At 40.4% G+C, this 26,553-nt stretch carries 26 protein-coding genes; 8 read left to right on the top strand and 18 right to left on the bottom strand.

Annotated features, from left to right (window positions below):
* Nucleotides 1-45 precede the first annotated feature (45 nt).
* The 3 genes from ACOB80_RS15145 to ACOB80_RS15155 are packed head-to-tail and all read left to right on the top strand — an operon-like array spanning nucleotide 46 to nucleotide 4,467.
* A complete protein-coding gene (locus ACOB80_RS15145) occupies nucleotides 46-711 on the top strand; it encodes an ATP-binding cassette domain-containing protein (protein ID WP_473166695.1) in 666 nt (221 codons plus the stop codon).
* Nucleotides 711-1,937 (top strand): ABC transporter permease, encoded by a 1,227-nt coding sequence (locus tag ACOB80_RS15150; RefSeq protein WP_473166696.1) that lies wholly within the window; start codon nucleotides 711-713, stop codon nucleotides 1,935-1,937. Before ACOB80_RS15145 ends, ACOB80_RS15150 begins: the two co-directional genes overlap by 1 nt.
* Before the next feature lie 43 nt (nucleotides 1,938-1,980).
* Nucleotides 1,981-4,467 carry a M1 family metallopeptidase gene (locus ACOB80_RS15155; RefSeq protein WP_473166697.1) on the top strand — a complete coding sequence of 829 codons (2,487 nt, stop codon included), beginning with the start codon at nucleotides 1,981-1,983 and terminating at the stop codon, nucleotides 4,465-4,467.
* A gap of 86 nt (nucleotides 4,468-4,553) precedes the next feature.
* Here ACOB80_RS15155 and ACOB80_RS15160 read toward each other — a convergent pair whose 3' ends face one another.
* Nucleotides 4,554-5,120, bottom strand: a complete 567-nt coding sequence (locus tag ACOB80_RS15160) for a nuclear transport factor 2 family protein (RefSeq protein WP_473166698.1) — start codon at nucleotides 5,118-5,120, stop codon at nucleotides 4,554-4,556.
* 151 nt (nucleotides 5,121-5,271) lie between these two features.
* Here ACOB80_RS15160 and ACOB80_RS15165 point away from each other — a divergent pair, with 151 nt between their 5' ends.
* Nucleotides 5,272-5,661: a winged helix-turn-helix transcriptional regulator gene (locus ACOB80_RS15165; RefSeq protein WP_473166699.1), complete on the top strand. Its 390-nt coding sequence runs from the start codon at nucleotides 5,272-5,274 to the stop codon at nucleotides 5,659-5,661.
* A gap of 9 nt (nucleotides 5,662-5,670) precedes the next feature.
* Here ACOB80_RS15165 and ACOB80_RS15170 read toward each other — a convergent pair whose 3' ends face one another.
* The 11 genes from ACOB80_RS15170 to ACOB80_RS15220 all read right to left on the bottom strand — a co-directional run bounded on the left by ACOB80_RS15170 (nucleotide 5,671) and on the right by ACOB80_RS15220 (nucleotide 16,557).
* Nucleotides 5,671-6,063: a GNAT family N-acetyltransferase gene (locus tag ACOB80_RS15170; protein ID WP_473166972.1), complete on the bottom strand. Its 393-nt coding sequence runs from the start codon at nucleotides 6,061-6,063 to the stop codon at nucleotides 5,671-5,673.
* Nucleotides 6,064-6,228: 165 nt separating this feature from the next.
* A complete protein-coding gene (locus tag ACOB80_RS15175; protein WP_473166700.1) occupies nucleotides 6,229-6,438 on the bottom strand; it encodes a zinc ribbon domain-containing protein in 210 nt (69 codons plus the stop codon).
* A 30-nt stretch (nucleotides 6,439-6,468) separates the two neighbouring features.
* A complete protein-coding gene (locus tag ACOB80_RS15180; RefSeq protein ID WP_473166701.1) occupies nucleotides 6,469-7,758 on the bottom strand; it encodes a diguanylate cyclase domain-containing protein in 1,290 nt (429 codons plus the stop codon).
* A gap of 51 nt (nucleotides 7,759-7,809) precedes the next feature.
* The gene (locus tag ACOB80_RS15185) at nucleotides 7,810-8,448 is read right to left on the bottom strand and encodes a LysE family translocator (RefSeq protein ID WP_473166702.1); all 639 of its coding nucleotides are present in this window, start codon (nucleotides 8,446-8,448) and stop codon (nucleotides 7,810-7,812) included.
* A 34-nt stretch (nucleotides 8,449-8,482) separates the two neighbouring features.
* Nucleotides 8,483-9,226 carry a metallophosphoesterase family protein gene (locus ACOB80_RS15190; RefSeq protein ID WP_473166703.1) on the bottom strand — a complete coding sequence of 248 codons (744 nt, stop codon included), beginning with the start codon at nucleotides 9,224-9,226 and terminating at the stop codon, nucleotides 8,483-8,485.
* Between the two features lie 149 nt (nucleotides 9,227-9,375).
* Nucleotides 9,376-10,710, bottom strand: a complete 1,335-nt coding sequence (locus ACOB80_RS15195; protein WP_473166704.1) for a sensor histidine kinase — start codon at nucleotides 10,708-10,710, stop codon at nucleotides 9,376-9,378.
* A gap of 9 nt (nucleotides 10,711-10,719) precedes the next feature.
* Complete coding sequence (locus tag ACOB80_RS15200) at nucleotides 10,720-11,982, bottom strand: sigma-54-dependent transcriptional regulator (RefSeq protein WP_473166705.1); 1,263 nt, start codon at nucleotides 11,980-11,982, stop codon at nucleotides 10,720-10,722.
* Nucleotides 11,983-12,024: 42 nt separating this feature from the next.
* Nucleotides 12,025-13,230 carry an FtsX-like permease family protein gene (locus ACOB80_RS15205; protein WP_473166706.1) on the bottom strand — a complete coding sequence of 402 codons (1,206 nt, stop codon included), beginning with the start codon at nucleotides 13,228-13,230 and terminating at the stop codon, nucleotides 12,025-12,027.
* Nucleotides 13,231-13,236: 6 nt separating this feature from the next.
* Complete coding sequence (locus tag ACOB80_RS15210) at nucleotides 13,237-14,520, bottom strand: ABC transporter permease (RefSeq protein WP_473166707.1); 1,284 nt, start codon at nucleotides 14,518-14,520, stop codon at nucleotides 13,237-13,239.
* Complete coding sequence (locus ACOB80_RS15215) at nucleotides 14,513-15,250, bottom strand: ABC transporter ATP-binding protein (RefSeq protein ID WP_473166708.1); 738 nt, start codon at nucleotides 15,248-15,250, stop codon at nucleotides 14,513-14,515. The genes ACOB80_RS15210 and ACOB80_RS15215 overlap by 8 nt, the downstream gene beginning before the upstream one ends.
* A gap of 26 nt (nucleotides 15,251-15,276) precedes the next feature.
* Nucleotides 15,277-16,557, bottom strand: coding sequence for an efflux RND transporter periplasmic adaptor subunit (locus tag ACOB80_RS15220; RefSeq protein WP_473166709.1), 1,281 nt, complete (start codon nucleotides 16,555-16,557; stop codon nucleotides 15,277-15,279).
* A 374-nt stretch (nucleotides 16,558-16,931) separates the two neighbouring features.
* Here ACOB80_RS15220 and ACOB80_RS15225 point away from each other — a divergent pair, with 374 nt between their 5' ends.
* From ACOB80_RS15225 to ACOB80_RS15235, 3 genes are all read left to right on the top strand, one after another.
* Entirely contained in the window at nucleotides 16,932-17,273 is a 342-nt protein-coding gene (locus ACOB80_RS15225) for a Fis family transcriptional regulator (RefSeq protein ID WP_473166710.1), read from the top strand.
* A 249-nt stretch (nucleotides 17,274-17,522) separates the two neighbouring features.
* On the top strand, nucleotides 17,523-17,831 hold the full coding sequence (locus ACOB80_RS15230) for a hypothetical protein (protein ID WP_473166711.1): 309 nt from the start codon (nucleotides 17,523-17,525) through the stop codon (nucleotides 17,829-17,831).
* 52 nt (nucleotides 17,832-17,883) lie between these two features.
* Nucleotides 17,884-18,051 carry a hypothetical protein gene (locus tag ACOB80_RS15235; RefSeq protein WP_473166712.1) on the top strand — a complete coding sequence of 56 codons (168 nt, stop codon included), beginning with the start codon at nucleotides 17,884-17,886 and terminating at the stop codon, nucleotides 18,049-18,051.
* A gap of 5 nt (nucleotides 18,052-18,056) precedes the next feature.
* Here the strand turns inward: ACOB80_RS15235 and ACOB80_RS15240 are convergent, their stop codons facing one another.
* The 4 genes from ACOB80_RS15240 to ACOB80_RS15255 form a co-directional block, all read right to left on the bottom strand.
* A complete protein-coding gene (locus ACOB80_RS15240; protein ID WP_473166713.1) occupies nucleotides 18,057-19,076 on the bottom strand; it encodes a serine hydrolase domain-containing protein in 1,020 nt (339 codons plus the stop codon).
* 132 nt (nucleotides 19,077-19,208) lie between these two features.
* Entirely contained in the window at nucleotides 19,209-20,159 is a 951-nt protein-coding gene (locus ACOB80_RS15245) for a polysaccharide deacetylase family protein (RefSeq protein ID WP_473166714.1), read from the bottom strand.
* Between the two features lie 134 nt (nucleotides 20,160-20,293).
* Nucleotides 20,294-21,814: a di-heme oxidoreductase family protein gene (locus ACOB80_RS15250; protein ID WP_473166715.1), complete on the bottom strand. Its 1,521-nt coding sequence runs from the start codon at nucleotides 21,812-21,814 to the stop codon at nucleotides 20,294-20,296.
* Nucleotides 21,815-21,889: 75 nt separating this feature from the next.
* Nucleotides 21,890-23,152, bottom strand: a complete 1,263-nt coding sequence (locus ACOB80_RS15255) for an imelysin family protein (protein WP_473166716.1) — start codon at nucleotides 23,150-23,152, stop codon at nucleotides 21,890-21,892.
* A 90-nt stretch (nucleotides 23,153-23,242) separates the two neighbouring features.
* Between ACOB80_RS15255 and ACOB80_RS15260 the strand changes: the two genes are divergently transcribed.
* Nucleotides 23,243-24,166 (top strand): sterol desaturase family protein, encoded by a 924-nt coding sequence (locus tag ACOB80_RS15260; RefSeq protein WP_473166717.1) that lies wholly within the window; start codon nucleotides 23,243-23,245, stop codon nucleotides 24,164-24,166.
* A gap of 279 nt (nucleotides 24,167-24,445) precedes the next feature.
* On the opposite strand, the gene ACOB80_RS15265 is transcribed toward ACOB80_RS15260, so the two are convergent.
* Both ACOB80_RS15265 and ACOB80_RS15270 read right to left on the bottom strand, forming a co-directional pair.
* Nucleotides 24,446-26,116 (bottom strand): PepSY-associated TM helix domain-containing protein, encoded by a 1,671-nt coding sequence (locus ACOB80_RS15265; RefSeq protein ID WP_473166718.1) that lies wholly within the window; start codon nucleotides 26,114-26,116, stop codon nucleotides 24,446-24,448.
* Nucleotides 26,117-26,133: 17 nt separating this feature from the next.
* Nucleotides 26,134-26,430 (bottom strand): hypothetical protein, encoded by a 297-nt coding sequence (locus ACOB80_RS15270; protein WP_473166719.1) that lies wholly within the window; start codon nucleotides 26,428-26,430, stop codon nucleotides 26,134-26,136.
* Between the last annotated feature and the right edge of the window lie 123 nt (nucleotides 26,431-26,553).

Here is a 26,553-nt window from a genome sequence, read left to right on the forward strand (position 1 = left end):
AAAATGTAACACTATAACAGTTAAAAAAGAATTAATTGTCTCGCTATGTCCATCGCACTCAACAATTTAGCCTTCAGCTATCACAAAAATAGTACGCAGCCCACCTTGTGCATAGAGCGCTGGCAATTACCCGACAGTAGAACATTTCTTTTTGGCCCATCAGGCAGTGGTAAGTCAACCTTGCTCAATATCATTAGTGGCTTGTTGTTACCCTCGCAAGGTGAGGTAGAAGTGTTAGGAGAAAGACTAGATAAAATGAGCGCACGAAAACGCGATAAGTTTCGTGCAAACAATATCGGTTATATCTTTCAGCAATTTAATTTGATCCCTTACCTTAACGCTATTGATAACATCAAGCTGGCAAATACATTTTCAAAACAAAACAAACCGCAAGCTGCTCATTCTCTACTTGAACAATTAAAAGTGAACTCTGCCGATTGGCAACGTCCTATTCATCAATTAAGTGTTGGTCAGCAGCAGCGAATAGCTATCGCAAGAGCACTTATCAATCAGCCAAGGTTACTCATTGCCGACGAGCCGACATCAGCTTTAGATACAGATGCTAAAGACGCCTTTTTATCTTTGTTGTTAGAGCTTTCTCAACAAGCGAATACATCATTACTTTTTGTCAGCCATGACTTAGCGCTAAAAAATCATTTTACTGTTAATCAATCAATTGCAGATATAAACGCTGCCTATAGGAATCGTTAGTGTTTATTAAGTTAGCGCTGAAAAGCTTACATCATAGAAAGGGATCGGTTGTTTTAACCATGATGGCAATGATCATTAGCATGATGGTGCTGCTGGGCGTTGAGCACATAAGACATCAAGCAAAAGCCAACTTTGCTAACAGTATTTTCGGAGTCGACCTGCTTGTTGGCGCACGTACGAGCAAAATAAACTTATTGCTCTACTCTGTTTTTCGAGTCGGTTCGCCTACGCAAAATATTAGCTGGCAAAGCTTTGATAGCCTTGCAAATAATGCTCAAGTCAGCTGGGCAATCCCTATCTCGCTAGGAGATTCTCACAAGGGGTATAGAGTCATCGGCACCACTACCGATTACTTTACTCACTTCAAATACGGCCAACAGCAAGCACTTACTTTTACCCAAGGTAAGGTGTTTAATCATGTATACGAAGTTGTACTCGGCGCTGACGTTGCTCGTACTTTAGGGTACAAATTAGGCGATGAACTAATACTTTCTCACGGGTTAGCCAGCACTAGCTTTCAACAACACGACAAGCAAAAATTTACGGTTAGCGGCATACTAGCAACCACAGGAACACCAGTAGATAAATCGCTGCACGTTAGTTTGCAAGGTATTGAAGCGGTACATTTAAGCCAAGCCATTCTTTCAAGATTAAACGATAAACAACTCTCTGAATTAAAACCCAAAAGTGTCACCGCAGTGATGTTAGGCCTTACATCAAAATTAGGAGTGTTTGGCTTGCAGCGTGAAATAAATACTAACCCTAAAGAGCCACTGATGGCACTATTTCCGGGCGTGGCGCTATCTGAGCTGTGGCAAACCCTTTCAAGTGTCGAAAATACGTTAAGATTGATCTCAAGTTTAGTCTTTATCTCAGCCCTTTTTGGACTTAGCGCCATGCTCTTGAGTTCTATTCGAGAGCGACAACAAGAAGTACGCTTATTAAGAATGATCGGCGCATCTCCATTGTTTTTATTTTGTTTTATCGAGCTAGAAGCGTTAATCATCGCATTAGTCAGTGCAATAATAGCGATTGTGCTATTATCTTTTGGCTTGAATATAATGCAGGATTATCTAACGACGACGTTTGGATTAACTATCAGTCCGAACGTTGCAACAACAGACAACCTTGTGCTACTGGCTACACTTTGTCTGTTAGCTTTTGTTGCTGCATTACCCTCTGCTTTGTCGAATTTCTATTTAGAAAGGCGTTATAGTAGAGGCTAGATTCTTTTATTATTCATAATACGTACGTGAGTAAAGGTAACCCATGAAAATAACAAAACCCTTAGCTTTAGCGTTATTGTTACCACTAACCGTGGTAACCTCAGTATATGCGACAGCTGTAAAACAAACGAAGGGCGATTTTGAAGACAAATTTCGCCAGCTAGAGGAAATCTTACCAACACCAAATGCTTACCGTAATGCTGCTGGTGAGCCAGGTGAAAACTACTGGCAACAAAAAGTGGACTACAAAATTAAGGTTCACTTAGACGAAGAAAAGCGTCGCATCACTGCTACAGAAGATATTACGTATCACAACAACTCTCCGTACAAATTAAAGTACCTATGGGTTCAACTCGATCAAAACGTATACAAAGAAGATTCGATTGCCATTGCTGGTAATAACTTTGGCGGCATAGGCCGCCGTGGGCCATACACAAAAGCGGGTGACAAAAACACACCAGCTAAATTAAGCCTTGGCGAACTTCGCCAACAGCAATTTATGGCTGACAATAAATTGGGTTACGACATAAACGCTGTTAAAAACAGCCGCGGTAAAGCACTCGACTTTACCGTTGTCGGCACGCAAATGCGTATTGACTTACCTAAGCCATTAAAGTCTGGTGATAGTGTTGAATTTACTATCGACTTTGCCTTTAACATGGTAGAAGAAAATGCAGTTTCATCTCGCTCTGGTTATGAGCACTTTCCTGATGATGCTCGCGAAGGCGGTAACGATATCTTCTTACTTGCTCAGTGGTTCCCGCGTTTACATGCGTATACAGACTATGAAGCTTGGACCAATAAAGAATTTATAGGCCGAGGCGAGTTCACACTTGAATTTGGTGATTATGAAGTAGAAATCGATGTTCCAGCGGATCACATCGTAAGCTCTACCGGTGTTTTAGAAAACCCTAAAGACGTATTAACCAAAGAGCAGCGTAAGCGTTTAGAGAAAGCAAAAACTGCTAAGCGCACTGTCTTTATTGTGACGGAAGAAGAAGCACTAGAGAACGAAAAAGAAGGCACTAACAAGCGTAAAACTTGGAAGTTTAAAGCCGATAACGTTCGTGACTTTGCTTGGGGTTCTTCTCGTAAGTTTATGTGGGATGCACGCGGCTACCAGCAAGGTGGCGAAACAATGCCTCACGTTATGGCAATGTCTTTCTATCCGAAAGAAGGTGGTGACTTATGGAAGAAATATTCTACAGAGTCAATCATCCACACCATGGAAGTATACTCTCGATTTTCTTTCGACTACCCATACCCAACAGCCCAGTCAGTAAATGGCCCAGTTGGTGGTATGGAATACCCAATGATCACCTTCAACGGTCCACGTACAGAGCTTCGAGATGACGGCTCGCGCACTTATTCTCAAGCGGAAAAAGCTTATCTAATCGGTGTTGTTATTCACGAAATTGGTCATATCTACTTCCCAATGATTGTTAACTCAGATGAACGTCAATGGACTTGGATGGACGAAGGTCTAAACAGCTTCCTTGACGGTGTTGCAGGTCGTGAATGGGATCCAAATATTCCTTGGGGTGTTGAACCACGTGATATCGTTGGCTACATGAAGTCTGAAACGCAAGTGCCAATTATGACACAGTCTGACAGTATTCTGCGCATTGGACCTAACGCTTACGCTAAGCCAGCAGCGGCATTAAATATCTTACGTGAAACAATATTAGGTCGTGAGTTATTTGATTTTGCCTTCAAAGAATACTCAGAGCGTTGGATGTTTAAACGCCCTACACCATCAGACTTTTTCCGCACAATGGAAGAAGCTTCAGGTGTTGACTTAGATTGGTTCTGGAGAGGTTGGTTCTACTCAACTGATCACGTAGATATTTCTATCGACCGTGTTTATCAAATGCGTTTAGATACGAAAAACCCAGATATCGATTTTGGCCGTTTACGCGATATTGAAAATGATAAGCCTCTGTCACTAACAGATGAACGTAACAAAGCTGAAGGTAAAAAACTTTGGGTTGAACGCTTCCCTGATATTACTGACTTCTACGACGAAAATGATCGCTTTACGGTGACTAACAAAGAGCGTAACAGCTACCAGAAATTCCTTAAAGGTCTTAAGCCTTGGGAACGTAAAGTATTTGAGCGCGCGATCGAAGAAGACAAAAACTACTACGTATTAGAGTTTTCTAATCTTGGTGGTTTAGTTATGCCGATTATTTTAGAGCTGACTTACGCTGACGGAACTAAAGAAAACCAATACGTTCCTGCAGAAATTTGGCGCAGAACGCCGAAGAATGTTCGCAAACTTGTAGTTACTGAAAAAGGTAAACAGTTAGTAAGTGTTACCGTTGACCCTCGTTGGGAAACAGCTGATGTAGATGTGGAGAACAACCACTATCCACGTCGTATTATTCCTTCACGTGTGGAAGCATATAAGTCGAAGCGACGTTCTAGCAAAGTGAGCCGTGACATTATGCACGACATCAAAACTGAGCTTAAAACTGACAAAGACGAGAAAGAAAAGAAAGAGAAAACAGAGAAAGCAAAAGCAGAATAACTGCTAACACTTTTTAAAGATAAAAAGGCAATCGTGAGATTGCCTTTTTTTAACAGTGATGAATTGGCTAAGTGGATTAAATTACGCTAGAAAACCCCGTTCTCATTACGAATTTTTCCACCGCTAATTAGAGAATAAAAACGCATAAACCCGTCTAAAGCTTGTATTGAATCCCAGTGCTCAACGATTCTGCCATCTTCTATACGCCAAGTATCAATAATATTCATACCTCTGGTATCGTCACCTCTATGGTCTTTTTCTAACGTCGCATGCGAATGAAAAATCACGTAGTTACCATCAACGTATATGTGTTTTACGTCGTAGGAATACTCTGGGTAATCTTCAACAAATTTCTGTAAAAAGCCGACAAGGCCTTCAATTTTATCCGGTATATTTCGATTGTGTTGTGTATAAGCACTATCGTTGTAATGCTTTAGAACATAGTCGAAATTATGGTTATTCATTAGATTTTGTACGAAATCAGTGATCAATTTCGCATGTGCCAACTCCTGCTCAGACCAACTTTCCTTATACAAAGACTCAGTATTAATTGTGGGTACTTCAGCAGCCTTCGCTATTGCTATCAAACTTGTAATAGTGATCATCAGTGCCAGAAGGCTTTTCTTAATTGTTTTTACCATAAGTTTATTCATGACTAATTTCTCAACTTGATTGTCAAACGACATAGTTACTATTTGTAACCATAGTAATTATAAATAACTTACATTACAATTAGGCACGTAAACATGCCCTAGGAACAAAAAGGTAACCTATGGGGCTTAACAATAAGTAATGAGGGGTTTTATGGTTGATCAAAAAAGTGCTGAACGACGCGTATTTCATAACAATAGCGAATGCCCAATCCGAAACGTTGTCGCCCAAATTGGTGACAAATGGTCGATGTTAATTTTATTTGCCTTAGTCGATGGCGAAGACAGATTTAACTCGTTAAGAAAAAGAATCGTCGGTATTTCACAGCGAATGCTCACTCAAACACTTCGAGATTTAGAACGCGATGGCTTTGTTAAACGCACTGTGTTTCCTGAAGTGCCTGCTCGTGTCGAGTATGAGCTTACGCAAATGGGTCGAGGTTTAGTTAGCCCTTTATACCAGTTAGTTAGTTGGGCTGGTGAGCATCATAGCGACATCAATCGCTCTCGAGAACGCTATGATAAAGCGCATTTAAAAGAATAAGCGAGGCATTCAATTAACCCTGTAAACATCTGGCTTATGTAGTTCCATAAAAATATCTGGCGTATTAAGCTCAGTAAAACCATATTGTTTATATAAACCGTGGGCATCTCCCGTCGCTAACACCATGCGCCTTATTCCTTGTAAGTCAGGATGCTGCATAATGTTACACATTAGCATTTTACTCAAACCTTTGCCTCGCTGACTTTCAAGAACATAAACATCAGCGAGGTAGGCAAACGTTGCCCGATCAGTGATCATTCGAGCAAAGCCAACTTGCTTTTTATCTTGGGTGAAAACACCAAAGCATAATGAATTTTCTATGGCTTTTCTCATTGTGTTATAGGGAATATCTTTGGCCCAATACGTATTGGAAATATTCTCGTGAATAAAATTTATATCCATGTCATCGGTACATGAAGATACAAAAAAACCATCAACGTTTGCCAAGTTAGCCTCCTTTGACTTATTAAAATACGGTAAATATGGACTTTTCCGTTTATTTACATTCAAAAAGATGTTGGCTGAGTATTCAGCTTCATAAAAGCAGACACCCTCCATAAAACTTCATTAGCCAGTGAAAAAGTCAAACACATTACCTGCTGTTGAAGAAGAGCCTTTATAAAATTCTGTGTACTTGCAGTTTTCACATGTCACAGCAAAATATTTTTTGTTTTGAACGTCGAAAATTCTAGACCAAAAGCCACCAGACACTCTGATTTCTCCTGTTTCAAATTCGCGATTACCGCATTTGGCACACGACCACTTTTCATGTCTCATCTTTCTCTCTCCTATAGTTAACTATGCTCGTTAGCAAGCGTATTGGTTTTTACCCTCTCGTTTAGCTTGATACATTTTTTGATCAGCTTCTCGTATTAAATCTTCGGCTGTCATCCCTGAATTAGGATAAAAAGCGATACCAATACTGACGCTAATATTTACACGCTGTAATTGACCTAGATCGTCTTCGATTGTGTATTCTCGAGCAACTTCTTGAACGGCTTTGCTCGCTAGCTGCAACGCATCTTTAGTTGAAGTTAAGTCAGGCAAACACACTAAAAACTCATCACCACCTAATCGACCAACCGTGTCAGAGGCGCGAAAACTTTGCTTCAAACGCTTTGCTACTAAGGTAAGAAGTTCATCACCAGCTCCATGGCCATAACAGTCATTAACATCTTTGAAGCCGTCTAAGTCCATAAACATAACGCCTACTAACGACTTCTCGCGATCTGCGTGAAGCATGGCTGACTGCAACCTTTCCTTTATTAAGAATGCTGTGGGTAACTTAGTTAATGAATCATAATGCGCTAGCTTTTTAAGCTCATCTTTTGTCGACTCCAGCTCTTCAATAGTGTCATGTAATTCCGTGACATCATATTCAGTCACTAAAAAAATGTAATCACCAGTAATGGGATGACGACTATTGCGAATATCCACATTGTGACGCCTAATACCGGCCAAGGTGTTCATTAAATGTTCTTGACTGCCTTCTTGCTTTTTCCGCACATGGGCAAGTCTAGAGGCCGCTTCGCTTGCGCTCTCAAAACCTATTTCAAAATCGGAAGTCATTTCGCTTCCGGTTTTATTACCATAAGTACGTGTAAAGGCGGGATTTTCAAATAACCTCTTACCCTCAAGGCTATAACAGCTTACCGCAACGGACGTATAACGAACCGCTTCTGCAAACAATAGATTTTCCGGCTGTCCATCGCAATCAATCTGCTCACTAATAAAAGCAATAATGCCACGATGTTTTTCTGGGCCCAGTAACACAGCAACATGACGCATTAGCATCACTTTAGGCTGTCCATTCGGATAGGTAGTCCAAGGGTCTTGTGTTTGCCCCTCGAGTACCGCTTTAACAAAGGTTTGCTCCGTTCTTTTCCTCGCGCCTTCAGTATCAGCTGACAAGTCTTTTTCAATAAGCTGCTGAACATCAGTTAATCCCCAAAACGCTAGCGCTTTGTCATTCCCCCACCAAAATCCATGGCGATCTAAATCAAAAATCCAAACAATGTCTGGTGAGAAGTTAAATGCGTAGGCTTGTTCGATGGAGTCAATAACTGGCAGGTGGCTTGTTTGAATATCTTGGTACACAACGTCGTCCAATGAAGATTAATGCATTTTCTATATTACTGATAATGTCTTTTATACGCTAGTACTTGTTCTAGTAGCTGTCCCTAGAAAACAACCCGCACCAATAAATGTGGCGCCAAATATTCTTCCTAACCACTTTCTGGATAACATTCCTTTGGCCTTTAACTTAGTTTTTTGAGCGAGCAAAGCGTAACTAGAAAGGCAGGCAATAGAAAGCAACATAAAACTAAACACTAACAGCGCAAACTGCGGTATTAGCGGCTCTGATAGCACAACAAACTGAGGAAATAACGCGGTAGTAAAAATAATGGCTTTAGGGTTAGTGAGCGCCACCATTACTCCCTGAATAAATAAACTTAATCCTTTGCTTTGTTTATTTGTTTTCGCACAGGCTTCTACTTTACCAACACCATTACGCCAAAGCTTCACACCAATATAAATCAAGTACAATGCTCCCATCAATTTAACGACAGTAAAGGCTACAGCCGAGTTTAATACCACCGCACTCAGCCCTAAAACTGATAAACCAGACATAATAAACAAGCCAGTAACATTACCGAAAATAGTCAATAATGAGCGCTTAAATCCATAAGTAAGGCTGTTTATCGACACTAACAACGCCGCGGGGCCTGGAGTTGCTGTCGCTAATAGCGCTATCGAACAAAAAATTAGCCAACTTTCAATATTCATTACGCACTCCTAAATGTCACGACTGTTATCATTGCTACAGCCCGCGTCCTGTAGATAAAAAGTGAACCCAGTCTTTTCTACCTAGCATGCTTGCTTGTTTAACTGCGTGTTCATAGGCATAGGCAACTTTGATGTGCTCAACATGCCATGGATTATTACTACCATCAAGCAAAGCATAACTCGCGTGAGGACTATAGGTTTCCATGGAGTGCACGATAGGCTCATCATCAGTGTAGGCAGGTAAACCAACACTGCCTGGATTTACCACAAGTTGACCACTACTAATGGCAACCGTTCTTGGTGTATGAGTGTGACCACATAAAACAACCGGAGAAGATTGGCCACCTAACAAGGTTAAAATATCACGGTCGTTACGTAACCTTGCATGGCCGCTACCTACATCTTCCAACAAGTAAATGAGATCATCATCAGGCGTTCCATGACAAAGAAACACCTCAGGTGTTAGTTGTAAGCTAAAAGGCAATCCTTTCATCCACGCCAGTGGCTGCTCGCCTAAGTCGTCTAAAATAAATTGCAGAGTTGGATTATCATTTATTTCTTTTGGTGTAGCTTCATATATCTGACGATCTTGATTACCCCGAATCGTCACTATATCGTGCTGCATCAATAACTCGTAGGTCGCTTTTGGCGCAATGGGTCCATAAAGAATATCGCCAAGATTGACGATAACATCGACACTTTTTCGTTGGATATCAGCTAATACGGCTTCTAGTGCGAACACATTACTATGAATATCGGAAATGGCAGCAATTCGCACAGTGACTCCTTTCTTGGCTATTTTACGACTGGTAAACCTGTTTTAAACACTTGTTTACTTTATAGAGAAAGGGGGTGATTGCCAACCTTAATTTACAGTCGCTTTAGATTAGAAAGCCAACCGAATTCGAATAAATAATAATAAGAGTATTACTTCATAGGAATATCAAACGACACCACTAAGCCTCCCGCTGAATGATTGGCTAAGTGAATATGACCACCGTGAACCTCAACAATATCTCTACACACAGTTAAGCCAATGCCACTGCCATTTTCCTTTGTTGAGAAGTATGGAAGAAATGCTTGAGTAAGCAGCTCTTCATCCATTCCTGATCCGAAGTCTCTAACAGACATTTCCAATCTGTCATTAACCACTTGCGAGGTAAGTTGTGGAATTACAGCGGAGCTGCCTTGTTCGCTTGCTTCTTTGGCATTTTTTAACAGGTTTATTAATAACTGCTCTATTTGACCTTGATCTGCATTAAGCAATAACTCACTGTCTGGCGTTAGCCATTCAAACGGGTATATTTCACTTAACTGCTCAACAATAGAAGCTAATGAAAATGTCGCCCTAACCGGTGATGAAACCCGTGCTAACTGACTATAACTTTGGACAAACTGACTTAACTTGTTAACGCGATTGGTAATGGTATCAAACACTTTTTGTAGTTTAGCGTTGTCGAGTTTTTCCGCTAATAATTTGCCGCTGTGACACATACTGCTAATAGGTGCAATAGAGTTATTAAGTTCATGATTAATCACTCGAATAACTTTCTTCCATGTAACCAACTCTTGGCGATATAGCGCCTGAGTAATGGGTTTAAGCAAGATGAGCCTATGAGTCATTCCATGCAGTTTTAGCGCATGCTGCGATAAATGAAAACTTTGCTCAATACCTTGTTCGGTGCCTTCATTACTTTCTCCGCTGGTGACTTCTTTAGCGCCAGCCATTTTTAATTGAATAATGCCCTGCTCTGTCGCTAAGTGATTAAGTAATGAAGGACAATTTTTTTCTAACATCGAGTCTATCGGTTGCCCCAAAACATTAGCATCATCAAAAAAGTGTTTTGCCGCTAAATTAACGAATACCAGTTGGTTGCGGTGGTCAACAAGCAGAGTGATAACATTAGATGCATTGACAACTTTGTCGAGCATTAGCTCACGTTGATATAGTGACTGGCGCTCTTTTCTCAATTTTTCAGCGACTTGGTTGAAAAGTTCGACAAGGTGGCTTTGCTCTTTGGTGACTTTATCGGGCAGACTCACGGCAAAATCACCATCATAAAGGCTTAATAAGCCATCGGACATAAGGCGAGTTATACGCTGTTCCCTTTGCTGACTTTGACGAATGGTAATGAGTAACCAAACAACCAAAAATAGACTATAGATACCATAAAGCATCGGTTTTTCGGGTAATATAACAAAGCTACCAGCGACGAAAAGAACATTAATTATCAGCAACTTAATCACTAAATGACTATTCATGATCGGCGATTACTCGGCAAGTTTATATTTTTCAATGCGTCGATACAGGGCTTGTCTGCTTAATCCTAGCTCTTGAGCCGCGTGTTTAATGACGCCTTTATGCTTTTGCAACGCAGCTTGAATTTCTAATTTTTCATCTTTTACGATATCAGCTGCTGTCAGCGACAAGTCGGCAGCGGTAATAAGGCTATTTTCAGCAAAAACCACAGCTCGGCGACAGCAATTTTCCAGCTCTCTTACATTTCCGGGCCACGAATGTTTAAGCAAAGCTGCGATTGCTGTTTGATCAAGTTGAATAGACGCACCCAAAAATTGCTGAGCTAAGGGGATGATATCGTCTTTTCGATTGGCAAGCGGCGGAATATCTAGCTGAACAACGTTAAGGCGGTAGTACAAATCTTCTCGAAAAGAGCCTTGTTGTACATTTTGAGCTAACGGCTCATTCGTCGCGCTAATCACACGCACATCAACTTTAATCGTGTCGTTAGAGCCTAGGCGCTCAAATTCACCCGTTTGTAAAACACGCAGTAATTTCATTTGCCCTTGCAAGGACAAATTACCAATCTCATCAAGCATCAGTGTACCGCCATCAGCAGCTTCAAATCGCCCGACACGCTGCTGGTTCGCGCCAGTAAAAGCCCCCTTTTCCGCGCCAAACAACTCAGCTTCCATTAATTCAGCAGGGATAGCGCCCATATTCACTTTAATAAAAGGCTTGTTGATACGGTTGGATTGCTGATGAATAAAATCAGCCAGCTTTTCTTTGCCGACACCATTGGGGCCGGTAATTAACACATTGATATCTGACTGCGCGACCTTTTCCGCCTGCCTACTTAAAGCTCTCATCTCGCTACTTTGAACGATATAATCATTGCTTAGCAGATCATGTCCCGAAGAATCTACTTTTCGATACTTTGCTAATGTCGCCAGCAGTTTATCATCATCCCAAGGTTTTGGCAGGTAATCGGCTGCCCCTTGTTTTACGAGTTCAACAGCCATCTCCAACTGCGTCCAAGCAGTAATGATAATAACGGGTAAGTCGGGTGCAGCGTCTTTAATTTGATAAAAAAGGTTCTTTCCTTCATCACCTTGAGTCGCGCCTTGGCTAAAATTCATATCTTGGATAACTGCATCAATGTTTTGATGCAGTACCGCTGCCATTGCCTGTTGAGCATTACTGGCAGTAATTACTTGATAATCATGGAGCTCTAGCAGCATTTCTAACGCTGCTAGAATATCTTGATTATCATCAACTAAGAGTATCCTTGTCATATTGGTTTTAACGTTTATCTCTTTAATCTACTTTACGACTCGTTACACAGTACGAGTAGCAATAACAGGTGGAATTCGGCTTGTTTTATACGCTGGTAGCCAAGTGGCTAATGTACCTGATACAAATACTACGGCAATAGCGCCAAGGAACATTAAGATATCAGGTTTACTAATGTCCAAATGTTCGCTCAAAAACACATTTGTTGCCAAAATGGCGGCGATCCCCAATAAGCTGCCCATTAAGTAAATCAGCCAATTTTCACTTAACACATACACTAACACATCTTTACGCGTTGCCCCTAGAGCTCTACGTATACCAATGAGTTTTTTCTGTTTAGAAACATGGAATTGGGCATTAGCGTAACTACTAATTACCGTAACTACCAACATTAAAATACATAGCATGGTAAATAAGCTGGCTAAGCCGCTGTCATGTCCATAGAAATCTAACAAATGCTCTTCCATGGTAAATATATCAAGAACATCTCTTTCAGCTTGAACGCCTAAAATGGTATCTGTTAACGCCGCGCGAACATTTGCTTCCTGACCTGGTTCCACCTTAATCATATAGTAGCTAGAGCCATGCCAAATATAGGGCCTTAAAATCCCATATTGCTTATTCGCAGGTTTATTAGGGCTAATATTTATATCTTTAACCACGCCAACGATAATGCCATTGTTGGTCTCTTGCCCTAGAGCAGAGTCGTTTCCATATAAGCTATTTTTAAGGGATTCAGTGATGATGATATTAATAGATTCATCACCCTCTTGATACATATCAGCATCAGTAATAAAACGCCCTTCAACAATCTCTAAATCAAGCACTTGTTGAAATTCAGGCGAAGACATAAAAAATGGCACATAACGCAAATATTTATCTTGTTGAACTTTGTCAGGATCATCAAGATCGTAAAAGCTGCCATTTGTACCGCCGTTCTGAATTGGTAACTGCAATGTTGGCGCTACGCTAATAACACCTGGTAACTGGATTATTTTGTGCATATCTTCTTTGATTATCGATTTGGCATAATCATCATTTTTGAACACTCCAGATGTTGGGACCACTTGAATAACCAAGGTGTTTTTTAGATCTATTCCCATTGGCTTGTTTATCTTCTCAGCGGTATCTAAAGCCAAGATAGTGCTGTTAACGATAAGGGCTAAGGTTAACGCCAATTGCAAAATAAGCAGCCCTACCGCAAATTTACGTAATAACAAAGATTTTAATAGTGCTTTAATATTCATCATAATCCCTTATTTTAATTCAGCCGAAATCGTATAACGATTAGCGCGGATAAGTGGGTAAAGTGCACTCAAGTTTGCTGTAACAATGGCAATGGCTACGCCGGCAATCAGTACGCGGGTATCAAGTACGGCAATATTGGTTAACCTAGGTAAGAACTCCACCGAAATATTCAAAAATACCCAACTAAAACCAAGAGCTATTACTGCTGAGATTAAGCCAACAACGGTGCTTTCCACTAAGCCTTGTATTAACATTTGACGGTTACTTGCGCCAATTGCTCGTCGCAAGCCAATTTCAAATTTTGCTCCGTGAAAACGCGCTAGTAACAAGCTACTTGCATTAAAAACACATACAGCTAGAAACAGAACTGTGGCGTATGTAAAGGCAACAATTCGTTGGTCTACAACATTGTTTTTTTCTATCCACGTGTTTAGGTCATTTAACTCATTGATAATATCGTTCGGGTGTTCACCCGCATCCTTGAGCGACTGACTGTAATTATCTAAATAAGTTTGCATGGCGCTTACTGCGCCTTGGTTTTCAAGTTCAACCCAAGCTTGGATAAAAAAGACGTTCTTTTCTTTGGTTTCACTTGATTTGTTGTAGCCCTCTGAGCTTGAAGAGCGGGCATAAATCGGCAAATCATTGTCCAGAGCTGTATCTAGAGGAATGAAAAAATCTTCCGTTAAGTTGAAGGCATTACCGTCGGTTACGTGATAATAAAGCGGGCGTAAATGCCAAGGCTTTAACACGCCAATAATAGAGTAAATCTCACCTTCGAGTTCTACCGATTTACCAACTGAATCACCACCGCCAAACAGCTTTTTATTCATGCGATCGCCAATGACGATACCTTTTCCTTCGGTGCTATCAAACCCCTGTCCGTATGCAAAAGGTGCATTAGTTAAACCGAAAAAGCCTGGACTAGTTGCGCGAATATAGGCCTTTTGTCGAGACAAACTACTCGATTCAGCATCTCTTACATAGGCACCGGTATAATAGAAAACGGCCGCATTTTTGGGCGTATCTGACTCTAAAATCGCCTTTCCGTCACGGTAGCGAATGATATAGAAGGGCTCTTCATTAGGATCTTCTGTCGCCCAAGTATTCATGCTGATGTGATACAAATTAGCACTTTTTTCAGGAAACGGGTCACTTGCCATAGAATTTACCAACGCTAAATTAGCACACAACAAGCCTACACCAAGCGATAAAGTAACGATAACCAAGCCATATAAGCTAGGCGAGCGTTTCACATTGAGTAATGCTAAACGAAAATAGTAACTAAGCATTGGCACCTTCCTCTATTAAGTCTGTTTCTGTTGCTGATACAGGCGTTAAACTTGGTGCATAAATGCGAGAGTCAGTAATTTGCCCATCGATGATCTGCACGTTACGTTTAACTTCTCTTGCTTGGTCAGGATCGTGTGTCACCATAATAATGGTTGCACCGTCTTGGTTCAGAGTGTGTAGTAATTCCATCACTTGTCGAGCCATTAATGAGTCCAAGTTACCGGTTGGCTCATCGGCAAGTAAAATTTTTGGCTCTCCTGCAAGTGCGCGAGCAATAGCAACACGTTGCTGCTGACCACCTGAAAGCTGGCTTGGTAAGTAACTGTGGCGTGCTGCTAAACCTACTTTTTCTAGCGCGCTTTCTACACGTCGTTTGCGTTCAGCACTGCTAAAGCCACGATAGCGTAATGGCATGTCAACATTATCAAAAATACTGTAATCGGGAATTAGGTTATAGTTTTGAAAAATAAAGCCAATTTTTTCATTACGAAGGCGTGATAGTTCGTTATCGTTAAGGCCTTGTACATTAATACCATCAAGCTGATACTCACCTTGATCAAAGCTATCTAGCAGTCCTGCGACATTCAAAAATGTTGATTTACCAGAACCAGATGGACCAGTTACAGCGACGAACTCACCTGCTGCAACATTCAATGAGAAGTCTCGTAAGGCATGTGTTTGAATGGTATCACTGCGATAAATGCGTGAAATGTTGTTCATAGTTAACATAGTTATATTTCCTTATGGTTCTGAATTTATTGAGTAATACTGATACGCTCTGCTGCGCGAAAATCTTCATAGTCTGAAATAATTAGGGTGTCGCCTTCTTTAACGCCAGAAGTAAGCTCAATGTAATCAACACTGGCGATGCCGGTGCCAATTGCTACAGCTTCAGCGATATCTTCTGAAATGACACGGTAGGCTTTACTGTCGCTCATTGACCCTAAGAACTGGCCTCGCTTCACCATCAGGACATCGCCTTTGCGTTCAAATTCTATGCGAGCATTTAAACGTTGGTTTTGTCTAAGCTTTAATGAGGCTGTGTTTTTCGGTGTATGGACGTTAGTGCGAACTTGTACTTGGTTACCTTTGATTTCAGGTGAAATAGCGATAATTTCACCAGTAACCTCTTGACCAGCAATTGTCATAGATACTGTTAGCCCTATACCCAAATCATCAGCATAAAATTCAGGTACGTTCAGCTCCGCCTCGTATTCTGACAAGTCAACCACTGTCATAATTGGCGTACTAGCGGACACTTTATCTTTTTGTGCCACTAACCAATTACCCACTATCCCTGATACAGGTGCAGCAATAGTTAGTGCTTGCTGACGCCTTACTAGCTCATCTAAAACCAACTGTTGCTTTTGCACATTGTATTGGCGATTCTTGGTTTCAAATTCCAAGCGCTCCTTCGCCAGTTCAACACGCTTTTTAGCATGCTTTAGCATCATTTCGGCATCTAATAAGGCATCTTGGCTCTCGGCCCAATCTTTTTCACGCATCACTTGACGCTCAAAAGAATCGTCCGCACGTCGCTTCTCTCGCTTAGCGACATTTAGACGAATTTGAGCGCTATTGAGTTGGGTTTCTAAATCTAATAAGGCTTCTTTGTTAGACCATTCACCGCGCATCGCCTCAATTTTCAACTGTTCGAGAGTTGATTCTTGTTGTTTGATTTCCGCCTTTAGCTCTGGGCTTTCTATAGTTGCTACCGGCTGACCAAGCTCAACAGCAGAGCCTGGCTTAACTAACATAGTTACCTGCCCAGGTTCAGTGCTATATAATTGCGGTGCATTTGCTGCAACAATTTTACCACTTACAGCAACATCACGGATTAAGTCACCTCTTTTAACTTGTGCAGTACGTAGCTTTTCAATATCAATTTTGGGCGTAGAGTCGTACCAGAGTTTAAGAGTCGGCATGGCAAATACCGCCAAGGTAACGATCGCTAATAACGAAACAATCAATTTGATTGGTAATTTAGCTTTTGGCTTTTCAATCACTTGATCTTGACCTTGGGTACCTTCAATCATCGGCATCTTTCCTTCTATCAGCGCTTTGCATTATGAATTTGTTACCCTGCGACCTTTTATCGCTGCTTCGGTAACAACTTTGTAAACCTATTACTAAGAAAGCGAAAGAGATGCCAACTTTATCAAATGCATAAACCATTGAAATAAAACAACATTTCATAATAGTGAAATTTATCAATGTCCGATCGGACACGATGAATGTCCAACAATGTCCGAAGGACACCGTAATGGACACAGGCGGGAATATTGTCTAATCATTGCTATAACACTAAAACCGCTCATTGTTTTTTAACTATGTTGTAATTTTTACAATAGACAGCTGACTAGTACTCAAACAAGATTACAATAGCAAAACAGGTTTTCCCTGAGTAACTATGCGCAAGACAGATAAAAAAATAGATAACCAAATAAGAACCGTACTTACCGACGTTTGTGAGACAGCGTTAAAAACTATTGATGGCTTTCAGTGGTTAACACACATAGTTGATTACAATAACTTCCCTAATAGCCTAAATGTCGTCTGTATCTTTGATAACAATGAAAACTTAAATCAATATTTACGATCTGAAAATAAAGACTATTTACACAACTTAATTTCCAAAGAGTTTAACCGTTTAACAATTAGGCTTAAAAACCTAAACAAGCACATTAACTATGACACGGAAGAAGAATGCACAAAGCAACACGACGGTAACTGGGCGCGCAGACTTAGCTAAATAAACCGAAAATTAAGATGGTTTAGTGGTTCCTCTAGTGATATCGGCTAAGGTAACTAGCTTTCAATACCGACTTGTTCAGGACCGATAGAAAAATAGCAAAGAGTTCGAACATAATTAGTCCATTTCAACCAAATAACAATAAGTTAGCCTTTTTCATCGCAATATCAGGTTACATTTATACGCTTTCTAAACCTATCTATTTACGCCTATAGTGAAGAAGGAATACTGAATATTAAGGAAGACAACATGAAACAAGCAACACTAAGCACACTTTTAATCACTACTGTACTTTCTTTATCAAGTCCGGGTGCCAATGCAAACGATTGCTCTCTTTATAACGACAGTAAAAAGTCAGTAAAGTGTCTTCAGGATAAAGTAGAAAAGCTTGAGAAAAAGCTTAAAAAAGTTAAAAAGCAATTAAAGCTACCTAAAGGAATGATAATAAGCCTAGATGCACAAAGTTGCCCAAAAGGCTGGAGCAAGTTTAAACTAGCAAATGCTCAGAGCATACCTCAAAACGACAGCAACTCAATTTTGCAATGTAAAAAAGACTAGAAGAAAAGACTCACACTTTTTTATTAAAACAACTAAGTAAATAGGGGCGCTTATGAGCAGCATAACAAAATGGAGCATATTACTTGCGTTACTAATAGGGGCATTCGCCTCTTATCTCCATGGCTTTTCAGACGGTATTTTTACGTTAGTGGTGCTTGGCGCAATGTTCGAAATATCTTTTTGGTTTGGTGTGTTTAGCCTTGACGACGAAGAGCGTTAATAAGCTTATTGATTAAGTAACCTTGCAACCCTAGCGTAAACGATTTGTGTTAATAATACAGTATCGTTACCTGTGGTATTGGTAAATTGAACAATCACGGTATCTCGAACTTCATCATATCGAGCAATGCTGCTGTGCCCTAATACCCAACCCGTATGCTCTCTACCATAAAGCTCGCTATATAGCGCATCTTCCTCAGGTGTAAAAATGGCACCTTCATTTAGCGCGCGAATAAACTTTGCTACGTCATGTGCGGTGGCGACTATACCTTGATCAAGTGCCTTAAAGTCCTGTTCATAGCCAATATGATAAGCGCCCATAACATCATTGATATCAACATCTTTTACCGAATAGAAAGTATTATTCAAATTTAGTGGCGCTAAAATTTTTGGACCTATCAACTGGATATAATCATGCCCTAGCTGGTCTGACATTATTTTTCTTAACAAGAAGTAATTGGTGTTGGAATATTGATAATCACTATTAGGGTCAAAGCTATGAGACATTTCCGAGGCTAACTGAATCACCTCTTCTTCACTATACGCTCGACTCCAATCAAAATTAGGATTATCAGTATAATTAGGCAAACCACTGCGGTGCTTGATCATCATCTTGAGCGTTATTTGATCTGCAAACTCAAACCGTTGTCCGATAGCAGGCAAATAATCGGCTAATGTTTTGTCTAAGGAAATCACCCCGTCAACATGCAATTTAGTCAGCAACACATTGGTATAAAGTTTTGAAATACTGCCAATCTTGAACAATGCGTCTTTTTTTGCAGGGATCTGCTTATCTCTATCATGCCACCCTTGCGCTAGCGAAATAGGCTCATGTCCCTTTCTATCAACATATAACACCATGCCTTCAATATCTGTAGCGACTGCTTGTTCTAGTTGTTCCGATAGCGTGCCAGGCAAAGGTCGCAAATAAAATAATGCAAACTCCCAAGGCGCAAACAAATAAATACTCACCGTAGTTAATACGGTAGCTAACACTAATTTCATTCCTGCACGCTTCTTTAACATTTAATGCTCTTCTATCATGACAACTTTAGAACAAAGTGCCTTGCTGTTTAAAAAGGTGACATAAAAAGTGACATTTTTCAGAAGCACACTCTTATTTTTAACACCATTACTATTAACACACTGGGCTATGACTTAATTTAACACTTGTTCTTCGAACGCTTTTTCCAAGTATTTCTCATCCAAACTAGGGTGTCTCAGTCCTTTGCGCTTTCCTTTGCTAATGGCTATTTCCCCGACTCTTCCAGGATTGTATGGTAGTGCAGTATCGAGTTTAAAAGTAGCGATGTCGTCATTATAAGACTCTTCGGGTGAAATGATTTTCCATCCTTTTTCTCTGAGGGCGTCAGCAAGATCACCCACAAACATCGCTGTTATATCCATTTCATGCAGTAGCAATACATGTTTGGGTGAACGTCCTAACACGTCTACAGCGACATTATCATAATGTTCGATTGCCGCTACGATGGTATTGACATAAAAGTCTTTTAACTTGTCAAAATCAATGTCTTTTTTGTCACGTACTGCACGTTGAAAAAGACTCTCTATATACCAGTCATAATTATCTAGAGTTATATAAGCATTAAAATAACCACTGTCCTTAAGGTACTTACGCATACCATCGCGTTTTTCTACCGTATCGCCCTCGCGCAAATAAGGAAAGCGAAACCATGGAACAAAATTACTATAACCTTTCAATAATTCATGGTTTTGCTGAACATTAGTTCTATAGTCTTCAAGACTGGTTTTGTTGAAATTAGGGTGAGTTAAGGTGTGGTTTGCGATCAAATGACCTGCATCATTATATTGCTGCAGTCTTCTCTTTCCTTCTTCATCCATATTGCCGGCAACAGCAAAAAACGCCACTTGCTCAATGTGATGACGCTTTAATTCTTCGATTAATAACTTTGCTCGCGTAGGGCCATCGTAATACCCCACAGCAAAGCGTGGCGAATCATCAAAAGAAAAGGAGATTTCCTTTGTTAGTTGGGGCTTTATTTCTTGAGATAGAGAGCTTTTCGGTGAGGAGTGAGCACTCAAAGGTAACAGGAAAACTATAAAAAAAACGTATAAAAATTTAATCATTGTAGTACTCAACGCTAGGCTAAGATTTGAAATTTACTCTTTTAAAGACAATACATTAGCACACCTTCGCCATTATTTTGTAATTTTATGGGGCATATCACTCTACCCCATTGAGTTTTATATCTATATGAGCGCTACAAATCGTTTAAAAACGCCAATAAGTCGTCTCTCTCTTGTGCCGTTAGCTCTAGTACTTTCTGTTTTATTTGTTCAGCTTCTCCTCCATGCCATAAAACCGCTTCCATGATTGTTCTTGCTCGACCGTCATGCAAAAAAGTCGCTTCAGGGTCTACAGTTTTTGCTCTGCCTAAACCCCATAATGGCGGTGTTCTCCATTCTCTAGCCGTAGCCTGGAATTCAGCTAACACTTCTTCTACAACAGGCTCTCCCGATTGAGTAAAATCAGCAAGTGCCTCTCCCATATCATGAAGAAGTAAGTCAGTATAAGGAAAGATTTTCTGCTCAGACAACTCAGGGTGTTCAGCAGAATATTGGGTTGTATAACGCTCTACATGACAACCTTGGCAACCTAACTCCATAAAAACAGTTTTTCCGCGCTGGACATCATCATCGTAGGCATTTTTTCGTTGAGGAACCGAAAGGTGATGAGAGTAAAAATCGATCGCTTCTAAAATTTTGTCTGAAACTTCATAAGGGTAGTCATTAGTGCTGTCGCCGTTGCCATTTGGTGCCGCCAAACAATCCTCTTGATGTAATAAACAGTTCTCAGTTTGGTGAAGCTTGTTAGTTAATCCCATATCATTAACAAACGCACCTGCCGACTGTTCAAGTAAACTTGGTTGACCAGCTTTCCAGCCAAAGCGTCCTATATTTGTGTGCTCTTGATCTAAACTCCAAACTCGGTTTACTTTTCCTGATATACCATCGTTATTAGTATCGTTTATATCTTCCCTTGAAATAATGAGTTGTTCATCTATTAAAGACAATAAACCTAAGCCTATCATCGGAGGTGCAACTCGGGCAGACAAAAAAGTATCCTCATCAAATTCAATTTCATCATGATTTACTTTAGTAAATCCCCATACTGGTGTTCTTAGCTCCACTTGATGACCGTCACTAAAGGTTTCAATATGCGTTTGATAAGTAACCGTTAACTCTGCTTCTGCTATAACGTTAGCAATTGCTTGATGCTGTATTTGACCACCAACAAAAGTATCTGCAACGTTTCCTAACATTCCTTCTAACATTTGTGATTGCTGAGCTATCGAAATGTCGCTTCTCGTTGCTCGAAACAAAATACTGTTAAAGTCCTTACTTCCTTCGTCTGGCGCATGCCCTCTGCCGTCTCGTATATGGCAATCTTGACAGGCATTATTGTTAAAAAGGCCACCTAAACCATCGCGAGATGACGTACTGGCACTACCCGCGACCCAAGGGTTTTGGAAAAAGTCGTCTCCTAATTCAAAAAGTCCAATACGAGAAACATCAGTCATATTAATTGACCGATCAGAAAAAGCATCAGCCGTATTATCCGTAGTAGACGTTTCACCACCAGATAAATGCTCTCCTTCGATTTGATAAGGAGGCTTTGTTTCGACAGGAGGCGTAACTGCGTTTGATTCAGAATTACCTGAGCCACCACCACACGCTGATAAACAACTGACTAGGGTGATAGATATTAATTTTAGTTTCATTTGCTCTTAACCGGGAAAGGCGCACTAACATAGTACGCCTAAAAATATTTTGATCTGAATTTTCTAGAAGTATAACTAGTCGCTGTCACCGCCACCGCTAGTGTCAATTGGGTTTAGTGATAACACTTCAACCGCAGTTCTAATTTTTTCATCAAGTAAAAATAGCTCGTTCACTGCTTGCTCAGCTACGTTACGTTCCGTATCTGTAGAAAGCTGGCCAATTATTTGGTCGAACTTAACAGGATTTTCGTCACGTTCGCCAAATTCCATGATTGCCGCCATATGCGTTTCAATGCTTGTTAACGCTTCATCAATATCGTTGTATGTTGTTTCATCAAGATCTTTGATTAAGTCGCCAATACCATCGCCTTCAATTTCACCATAGTTACCATAAAATGCGTTTTTAACACCCTGAAAATTATGATAGATAGCGATATGGCTTAGATCACTAAAACAATCGTGTTCTTCTTCCACATCACCTGTTAATAGGCCTGAATTCATGCGCGCGCCAGCTAATTCATCAGTTGCCATGGCGTGGATTGAACCAATAATGTAATCCAGAGCTAATTCACTATTTAAGAAGTTATGAGCTAATGTGCCTTCTGTAGTCGCTGCACTTTCAGACCACTCCGCTTGCATTGCAGTTAAATCATCTACAAGTAGATCTGTCGCTGTTTGGAGGTATTGCACTCGACGCTCGCAATACATATCAAAGCAATTCGCCACATCAAAGTCACTAGCTGGGCGTTCACCTGCACCAGCTTCTGTACCATGAGTGTCAGGCCCCCAAAGCATGTATTCGATAGCATGAACACCAGTAGTCACGTTCGCTTCATTATCGTTTGCACCATTTTGCGCAAGTAATAATTCTGTATTAATAGTTTCCTCGCCATTGATAATACTATCAATATGATTCTCGTCTAAAGGCCACGCATTCACTTGACCTTCCCACTCATCAACACTCGCAAGACCGCCTTCAGCATCTAGGCCTTTATCAATTGTAATTGATGTATCCCAACGCATAATTTCAGATTCTTGATAAGGTTTACGAGCTTCCTTGTATGCTGCCTTAGCAACATCTAATGTCGCTTCTGAAGGCAAAGCAATGAACGCGTCTACAGCAGTTTTTAAGGCGATAGCCGTCGTCAATGAATCTGTGTAAGCAGCATAAGCCATAGCAACATAATTTGCCTTAACCGTTTCAGTTGTTACTTCTTCAACTGTTACTGGTGGTGTTGTAACTACAGGTTCATTTGAAGAGCTACTATCGCTATTACAAGCAGAGATAAGAATAGCCGTGCCACATAACGTGGCAAGCGCCATTTTTTTGTTAACCATTGCAGGTCCTTGTGTTAAATTAATATGAGAATACAGTTACAAATGGTAACTGTTATCATTAACATTAACAACAATTAATTTGAACATCCGATGACCATACAAAGCTCAGAAATATATTCTTTACTGATTTCCTTCATTGAGCCTATTTACTATCTCTTTTCCACCAATAAGCGTATCTATTGGCTTTACCTCCTAGCGTCAGTTTTACTTAGTGTTCTCGTGCTAAAGCGCAATAAATTACGCCGATTTTTCAATAACATTACGAGTAGAAAGTATTGGTTAAATGCGAGTACAAAAGTTGATTATCAATGGATATTTACAAATCAAGTGCTTGCTGTTCTTTTTCTTATCCCTTTATTAGGCGGCCAACTTACGTGGGCAATTAGTGTCTATCGTTGGTTAACGGGTTTGTTTGGCGCAGGTGATTTCTTTCAATGGTCATCCTCAACTGTGATGGTTTTATTCTCTCTTGCCATCTTTATCACCGAAGATTTCTCACGTTTTTTTGTTCACTTCTGCTACCACAAGGTTCCTTGGCTATGGCGCTTCCACGCAATTCATCACAGTGCAAAGGTGATGACGCCCTTTACCTTATATCGAATTCATTTCGTCGAATACGCTATAAATACACTTCGTTCATTGTCGGTAACAGGAACAGTCAGTGGTATTTTCATGTATTTATTTGTCGGTAAGATTGGTATTTATGAGGTGCTGGGCGTAAGTTTGTTTAGCTTACTTTTTAATTTAGCAGGGGCTAATTTGAGGCATTCTCATGTATGGTTGGGGTTTGGTAGATTTGAAAGCTGGTTTATCAGCCCCGCGCAACATCAAATTCATCATAGCTCAGCTAGGCGCCATTTAGATAAAAATTTTGGTGCAACACTCGCGTTGTGGGATAGATTGTTTAACAGCTGGATCGCAAGTAAAGGCGAGAAAGTGACAAGGTTTGGGCTATACAAACAAAAAAATAAACAATCGATTTGGAAACAGGTTTTAGGTATCCCAGTGAAGTAGTAGTGGGTCACTTTAACCGAGATACCTCAACGTATTAATAACGTTAGTTTTGTTTAAATTTTAGCTTATATTCTAACAGGGTATAAATAGTTCCTATTAAGCTAAACAAGCCAATTAATGTAAAGATACCCCGCAATAGACCGAATTCTAGACTCAAGAATACACCACTAATAATTAGCGCGAGTAAGCTAGCGAAAATACTCGGGATATGAGAAGTAAACCGTCCTTTGTCGTTTAACAAAATACTCGCTAACAGTAACAAAAGCGTTGCTACGAAAATCACTTTAACACCTCCTGTTGCATATCACTCACTGCAAGGTTTTCCTCATGCTCTTGAGTGTGTTTATTTTGACTGTACTTTTGTGTTGCGCGAATTAGATAGATACCGGAGATTAACGCGGTCAAATCAATACCAACGCTTACAAAGTGCTCATTACTAAACACGTTAAATAGATGACTACCAGAAGTAATAATATTAAGTGGCATAATGGCAATTAATAAACCTGCACTTAAATAAGCGATTTGTTTGGCGGCTTTTTTCTCACATTTCACCACTGCGGCGTAAGCTAAAACAGCTAGCCAAATTCCATAAAATGGGTATTTTAGCAGCGGACCTGCATTAGTAATATTCATGACATGATTAATATAAAGTTGGGCGGGGAATAATGCCAAGGTACATACGACGATACCGCCACATCCGCCAACGATAAATCGGTTAAATCGTTGGTAGGTTTTCATTGAGTATTTAGGGTTTGCCGCATTAACGCCACGCTCCATCCATAACATCAAGCCTGTTAAGGGTAACAATGCCGTTCCTAAGCCCAATACCGCCCAAATAAATTTAACGAAAATGCCACCAAAGTTACCGAAATGAAGTGGGAATAACACATCTAGCACCTCGCCAGTAAAGCCATCGAGCTTTCCGTAGATACCATTGACTTCTACAAACTCACCATCCCCTTTAAAAACAGCGGTCTGAGAAGACATTGCCTTGCCACCAAACACATTAACGTAAACAACGGCACTAGCATCGTTGTAGCCCATGACCGTAATACCACTGATGCTCAAATCATCGTCGAGGGTTAAACTGGCATCAATGATATTGCCAATTTGAGTAGGCTCATGAATATGTTGAATCACTGGCTCTGGCACAGCAATAAAGGTTTCGATGAGTTTATCTTGATCGCCACCAAAACTAACAAACGCTGCCGCTGGTAATAATACAACGACCGCGAGCCCTAAGAACGCGCCTGTAAATGCAATCACAGAGTTAAATAATAGCCCCCATACACCAATTGCCTTATGGCCATCATTTAACAGCAATGTCCTACTTTTTCGCGGCCTAAAGGTAAAAAACTGCGCAAGTATTTTCCGATGAATGAATATCCCAGTAATAATCGATAGCATCATGGTTAACCCCAACACACCTGTCGTTAACAAACCAATCGGCCGACCTAGGTGCAAGTCTGCGTGAAATCCGACAATAAACTCCGACATGTCATATTCACGAGATGCAAAAATTTCTTCTATAGTCCCTTGCTGCCTTTTCACTAGTGCAAGTGTTTGAGGGTGAAAGTCATAGAGAATGCCCATTGCTGGACCGTGATGCTCCTCTTCCCCTTCCGTATGCTCCCCTTCAGCAGGCTCACCACTGTGTGCTTCAAAGACTATAGTTAAATATTGAAAACCGCGATTACCAGGAAGAAATATCATTACCTCTTCTTTGTAATGTTCAGGAACTTCTTTTGCGTATTGAGAAACTAACTGCTCAACCTTCTGACTATCAACTGGCTTTAACGCCCTAATTTCAGGGTTAGCCCAAACTTTTATTTCAGGACGGCCAAATACTGAAATAGCACCTGTAAAGGCGATAACAAATAACAGAACACCAGTAATTATGCCTACCCAGCTATGCAGCGTGTAGAGCTTTTTAATCGTTTTACTTTTCATTTTTACCCTACTCCGTCTTATCCAACTAAGGCCATATACGATAGCCCTGCATGAGAGGCTATTAACGTCAGCATTAAAGCCCACGGGTGCCAAGCTTTTTCGGCCATGTAGCAATAGAGACACAATCCCGTCCATATAAACGGAAACAGTAGTATTGGTATTGCTATTTGATCAGCCGCAGCTAAAGGTAAGTAGGTTGTCATGCCGGGAATCATGATGGTGCAGGTGATAAATGCCATCAATACGCCAGCGATATTTCGGCTTTTCAACGACGTAAAAACACTCGTTTTAACCGTTTGTTTGCTCTGTTCCATTTGCTTAATTCTTTGATATCTATGTTGGTTTATTTACTAACCCTTCAATTACCGAATATTAACTTTATCGCAAACTTATTACAAATAATAATTGTTTTCATTAACAATAAAAACAGGTATAGT

This window comes from Thalassotalea coralli, assembly GCF_055786205.1.

Excerpts from the sequence above, each read along its gene's own strand:
- ACOB80_RS15170 (WP_473166972.1), bottom strand. The coding sequence starts at position 6,063 with ATGGATATAAATTTTATTCACGAGAATATTTCCAATACGTATTGGGCC.
- ACOB80_RS15260 (WP_473166717.1), top strand. The coding sequence starts at position 23,243 with ATGACCATACAAAGCTCAGAAATATATTCTTTACTGATTTCCTTCATT.
- ACOB80_RS15195 (WP_473166704.1), bottom strand. The coding sequence starts at position 10,710 with ATGAATAGTCATTTAGTGATTAAGTTGCTGATAATTAATGTTCTTTTC.
- ACOB80_RS15185 (WP_473166702.1), bottom strand. The coding sequence starts at position 8,448 with ATGAATATTGAAAGTTGGCTAATTTTTTGTTCGATAGCGCTATTAGCG.
- ACOB80_RS15215 (WP_473166708.1), bottom strand. The coding sequence starts at position 15,250 with ATGTTAACTATGAACAACATTTCACGCATTTATCGCAGTGATACCATT.
- ACOB80_RS15210 (WP_473166707.1), bottom strand. The coding sequence starts at position 14,520 with ATGCTTAGTTACTATTTTCGTTTAGCATTACTCAATGTGAAACGCTCG.
- ACOB80_RS15235 (WP_473166712.1), top strand. The coding sequence starts at position 17,884 with ATGAGCAGCATAACAAAATGGAGCATATTACTTGCGTTACTAATAGGG.
- ACOB80_RS15240 (WP_473166713.1), bottom strand. The coding sequence starts at position 19,076 with ATGTTAAAGAAGCGTGCAGGAATGAAATTAGTGTTAGCTACCGTATTA.
- ACOB80_RS15270 (WP_473166719.1), bottom strand. The coding sequence starts at position 26,430 with ATGGAACAGAGCAAACAAACGGTTAAAACGAGTGTTTTTACGTCGTTG.
- ACOB80_RS15230 (WP_473166711.1), top strand. The coding sequence starts at position 17,523 with ATGAAACAAGCAACACTAAGCACACTTTTAATCACTACTGTACTTTCT.
- ACOB80_RS15245 (WP_473166714.1), bottom strand. The coding sequence starts at position 20,159 with ATGATTAAATTTTTATACGTTTTTTTTATAGTTTTCCTGTTACCTTTG.
- ACOB80_RS15155 (WP_473166697.1), top strand. The coding sequence starts at position 1,981 with ATGAAAATAACAAAACCCTTAGCTTTAGCGTTATTGTTACCACTAACC.
- ACOB80_RS15220 (WP_473166709.1), bottom strand. The coding sequence starts at position 16,557 with ATGATTGAAGGTACCCAAGGTCAAGATCAAGTGATTGAAAAGCCAAAA.
- ACOB80_RS15175 (WP_473166700.1), bottom strand. The coding sequence starts at position 6,438 with ATGAGACATGAAAAGTGGTCGTGTGCCAAATGCGGTAATCGCGAATTT.
- ACOB80_RS15225 (WP_473166710.1), top strand. The coding sequence starts at position 16,932 with ATGCGCAAGACAGATAAAAAAATAGATAACCAAATAAGAACCGTACTT.
- ACOB80_RS15255 (WP_473166716.1), bottom strand. The coding sequence starts at position 23,152 with ATGGTTAACAAAAAAATGGCGCTTGCCACGTTATGTGGCACGGCTATT.
- ACOB80_RS15250 (WP_473166715.1), bottom strand. The coding sequence starts at position 21,814 with ATGAAACTAAAATTAATATCTATCACCCTAGTCAGTTGTTTATCAGCG.
- ACOB80_RS15200 (WP_473166705.1), bottom strand. The coding sequence starts at position 11,982 with ATGACAAGGATACTCTTAGTTGATGATAATCAAGATATTCTAGCAGCG.
- ACOB80_RS15265 (WP_473166718.1), bottom strand. The coding sequence starts at position 26,116 with ATGAAAAGTAAAACGATTAAAAAGCTCTACACGCTGCATAGCTGGGTA.
- ACOB80_RS15205 (WP_473166706.1), bottom strand. The coding sequence starts at position 13,230 with ATGATGAATATTAAAGCACTATTAAAATCTTTGTTATTACGTAAATTT.
- ACOB80_RS15165 (WP_473166699.1), top strand. The coding sequence starts at position 5,272 with ATGGTTGATCAAAAAAGTGCTGAACGACGCGTATTTCATAACAATAGC.
- ACOB80_RS15145 (WP_473166695.1), top strand. The coding sequence starts at position 46 with ATGTCCATCGCACTCAACAATTTAGCCTTCAGCTATCACAAAAATAGT.
- ACOB80_RS15160 (WP_473166698.1), bottom strand. The coding sequence starts at position 5,120 with ATGAATAAACTTATGGTAAAAACAATTAAGAAAAGCCTTCTGGCACTG.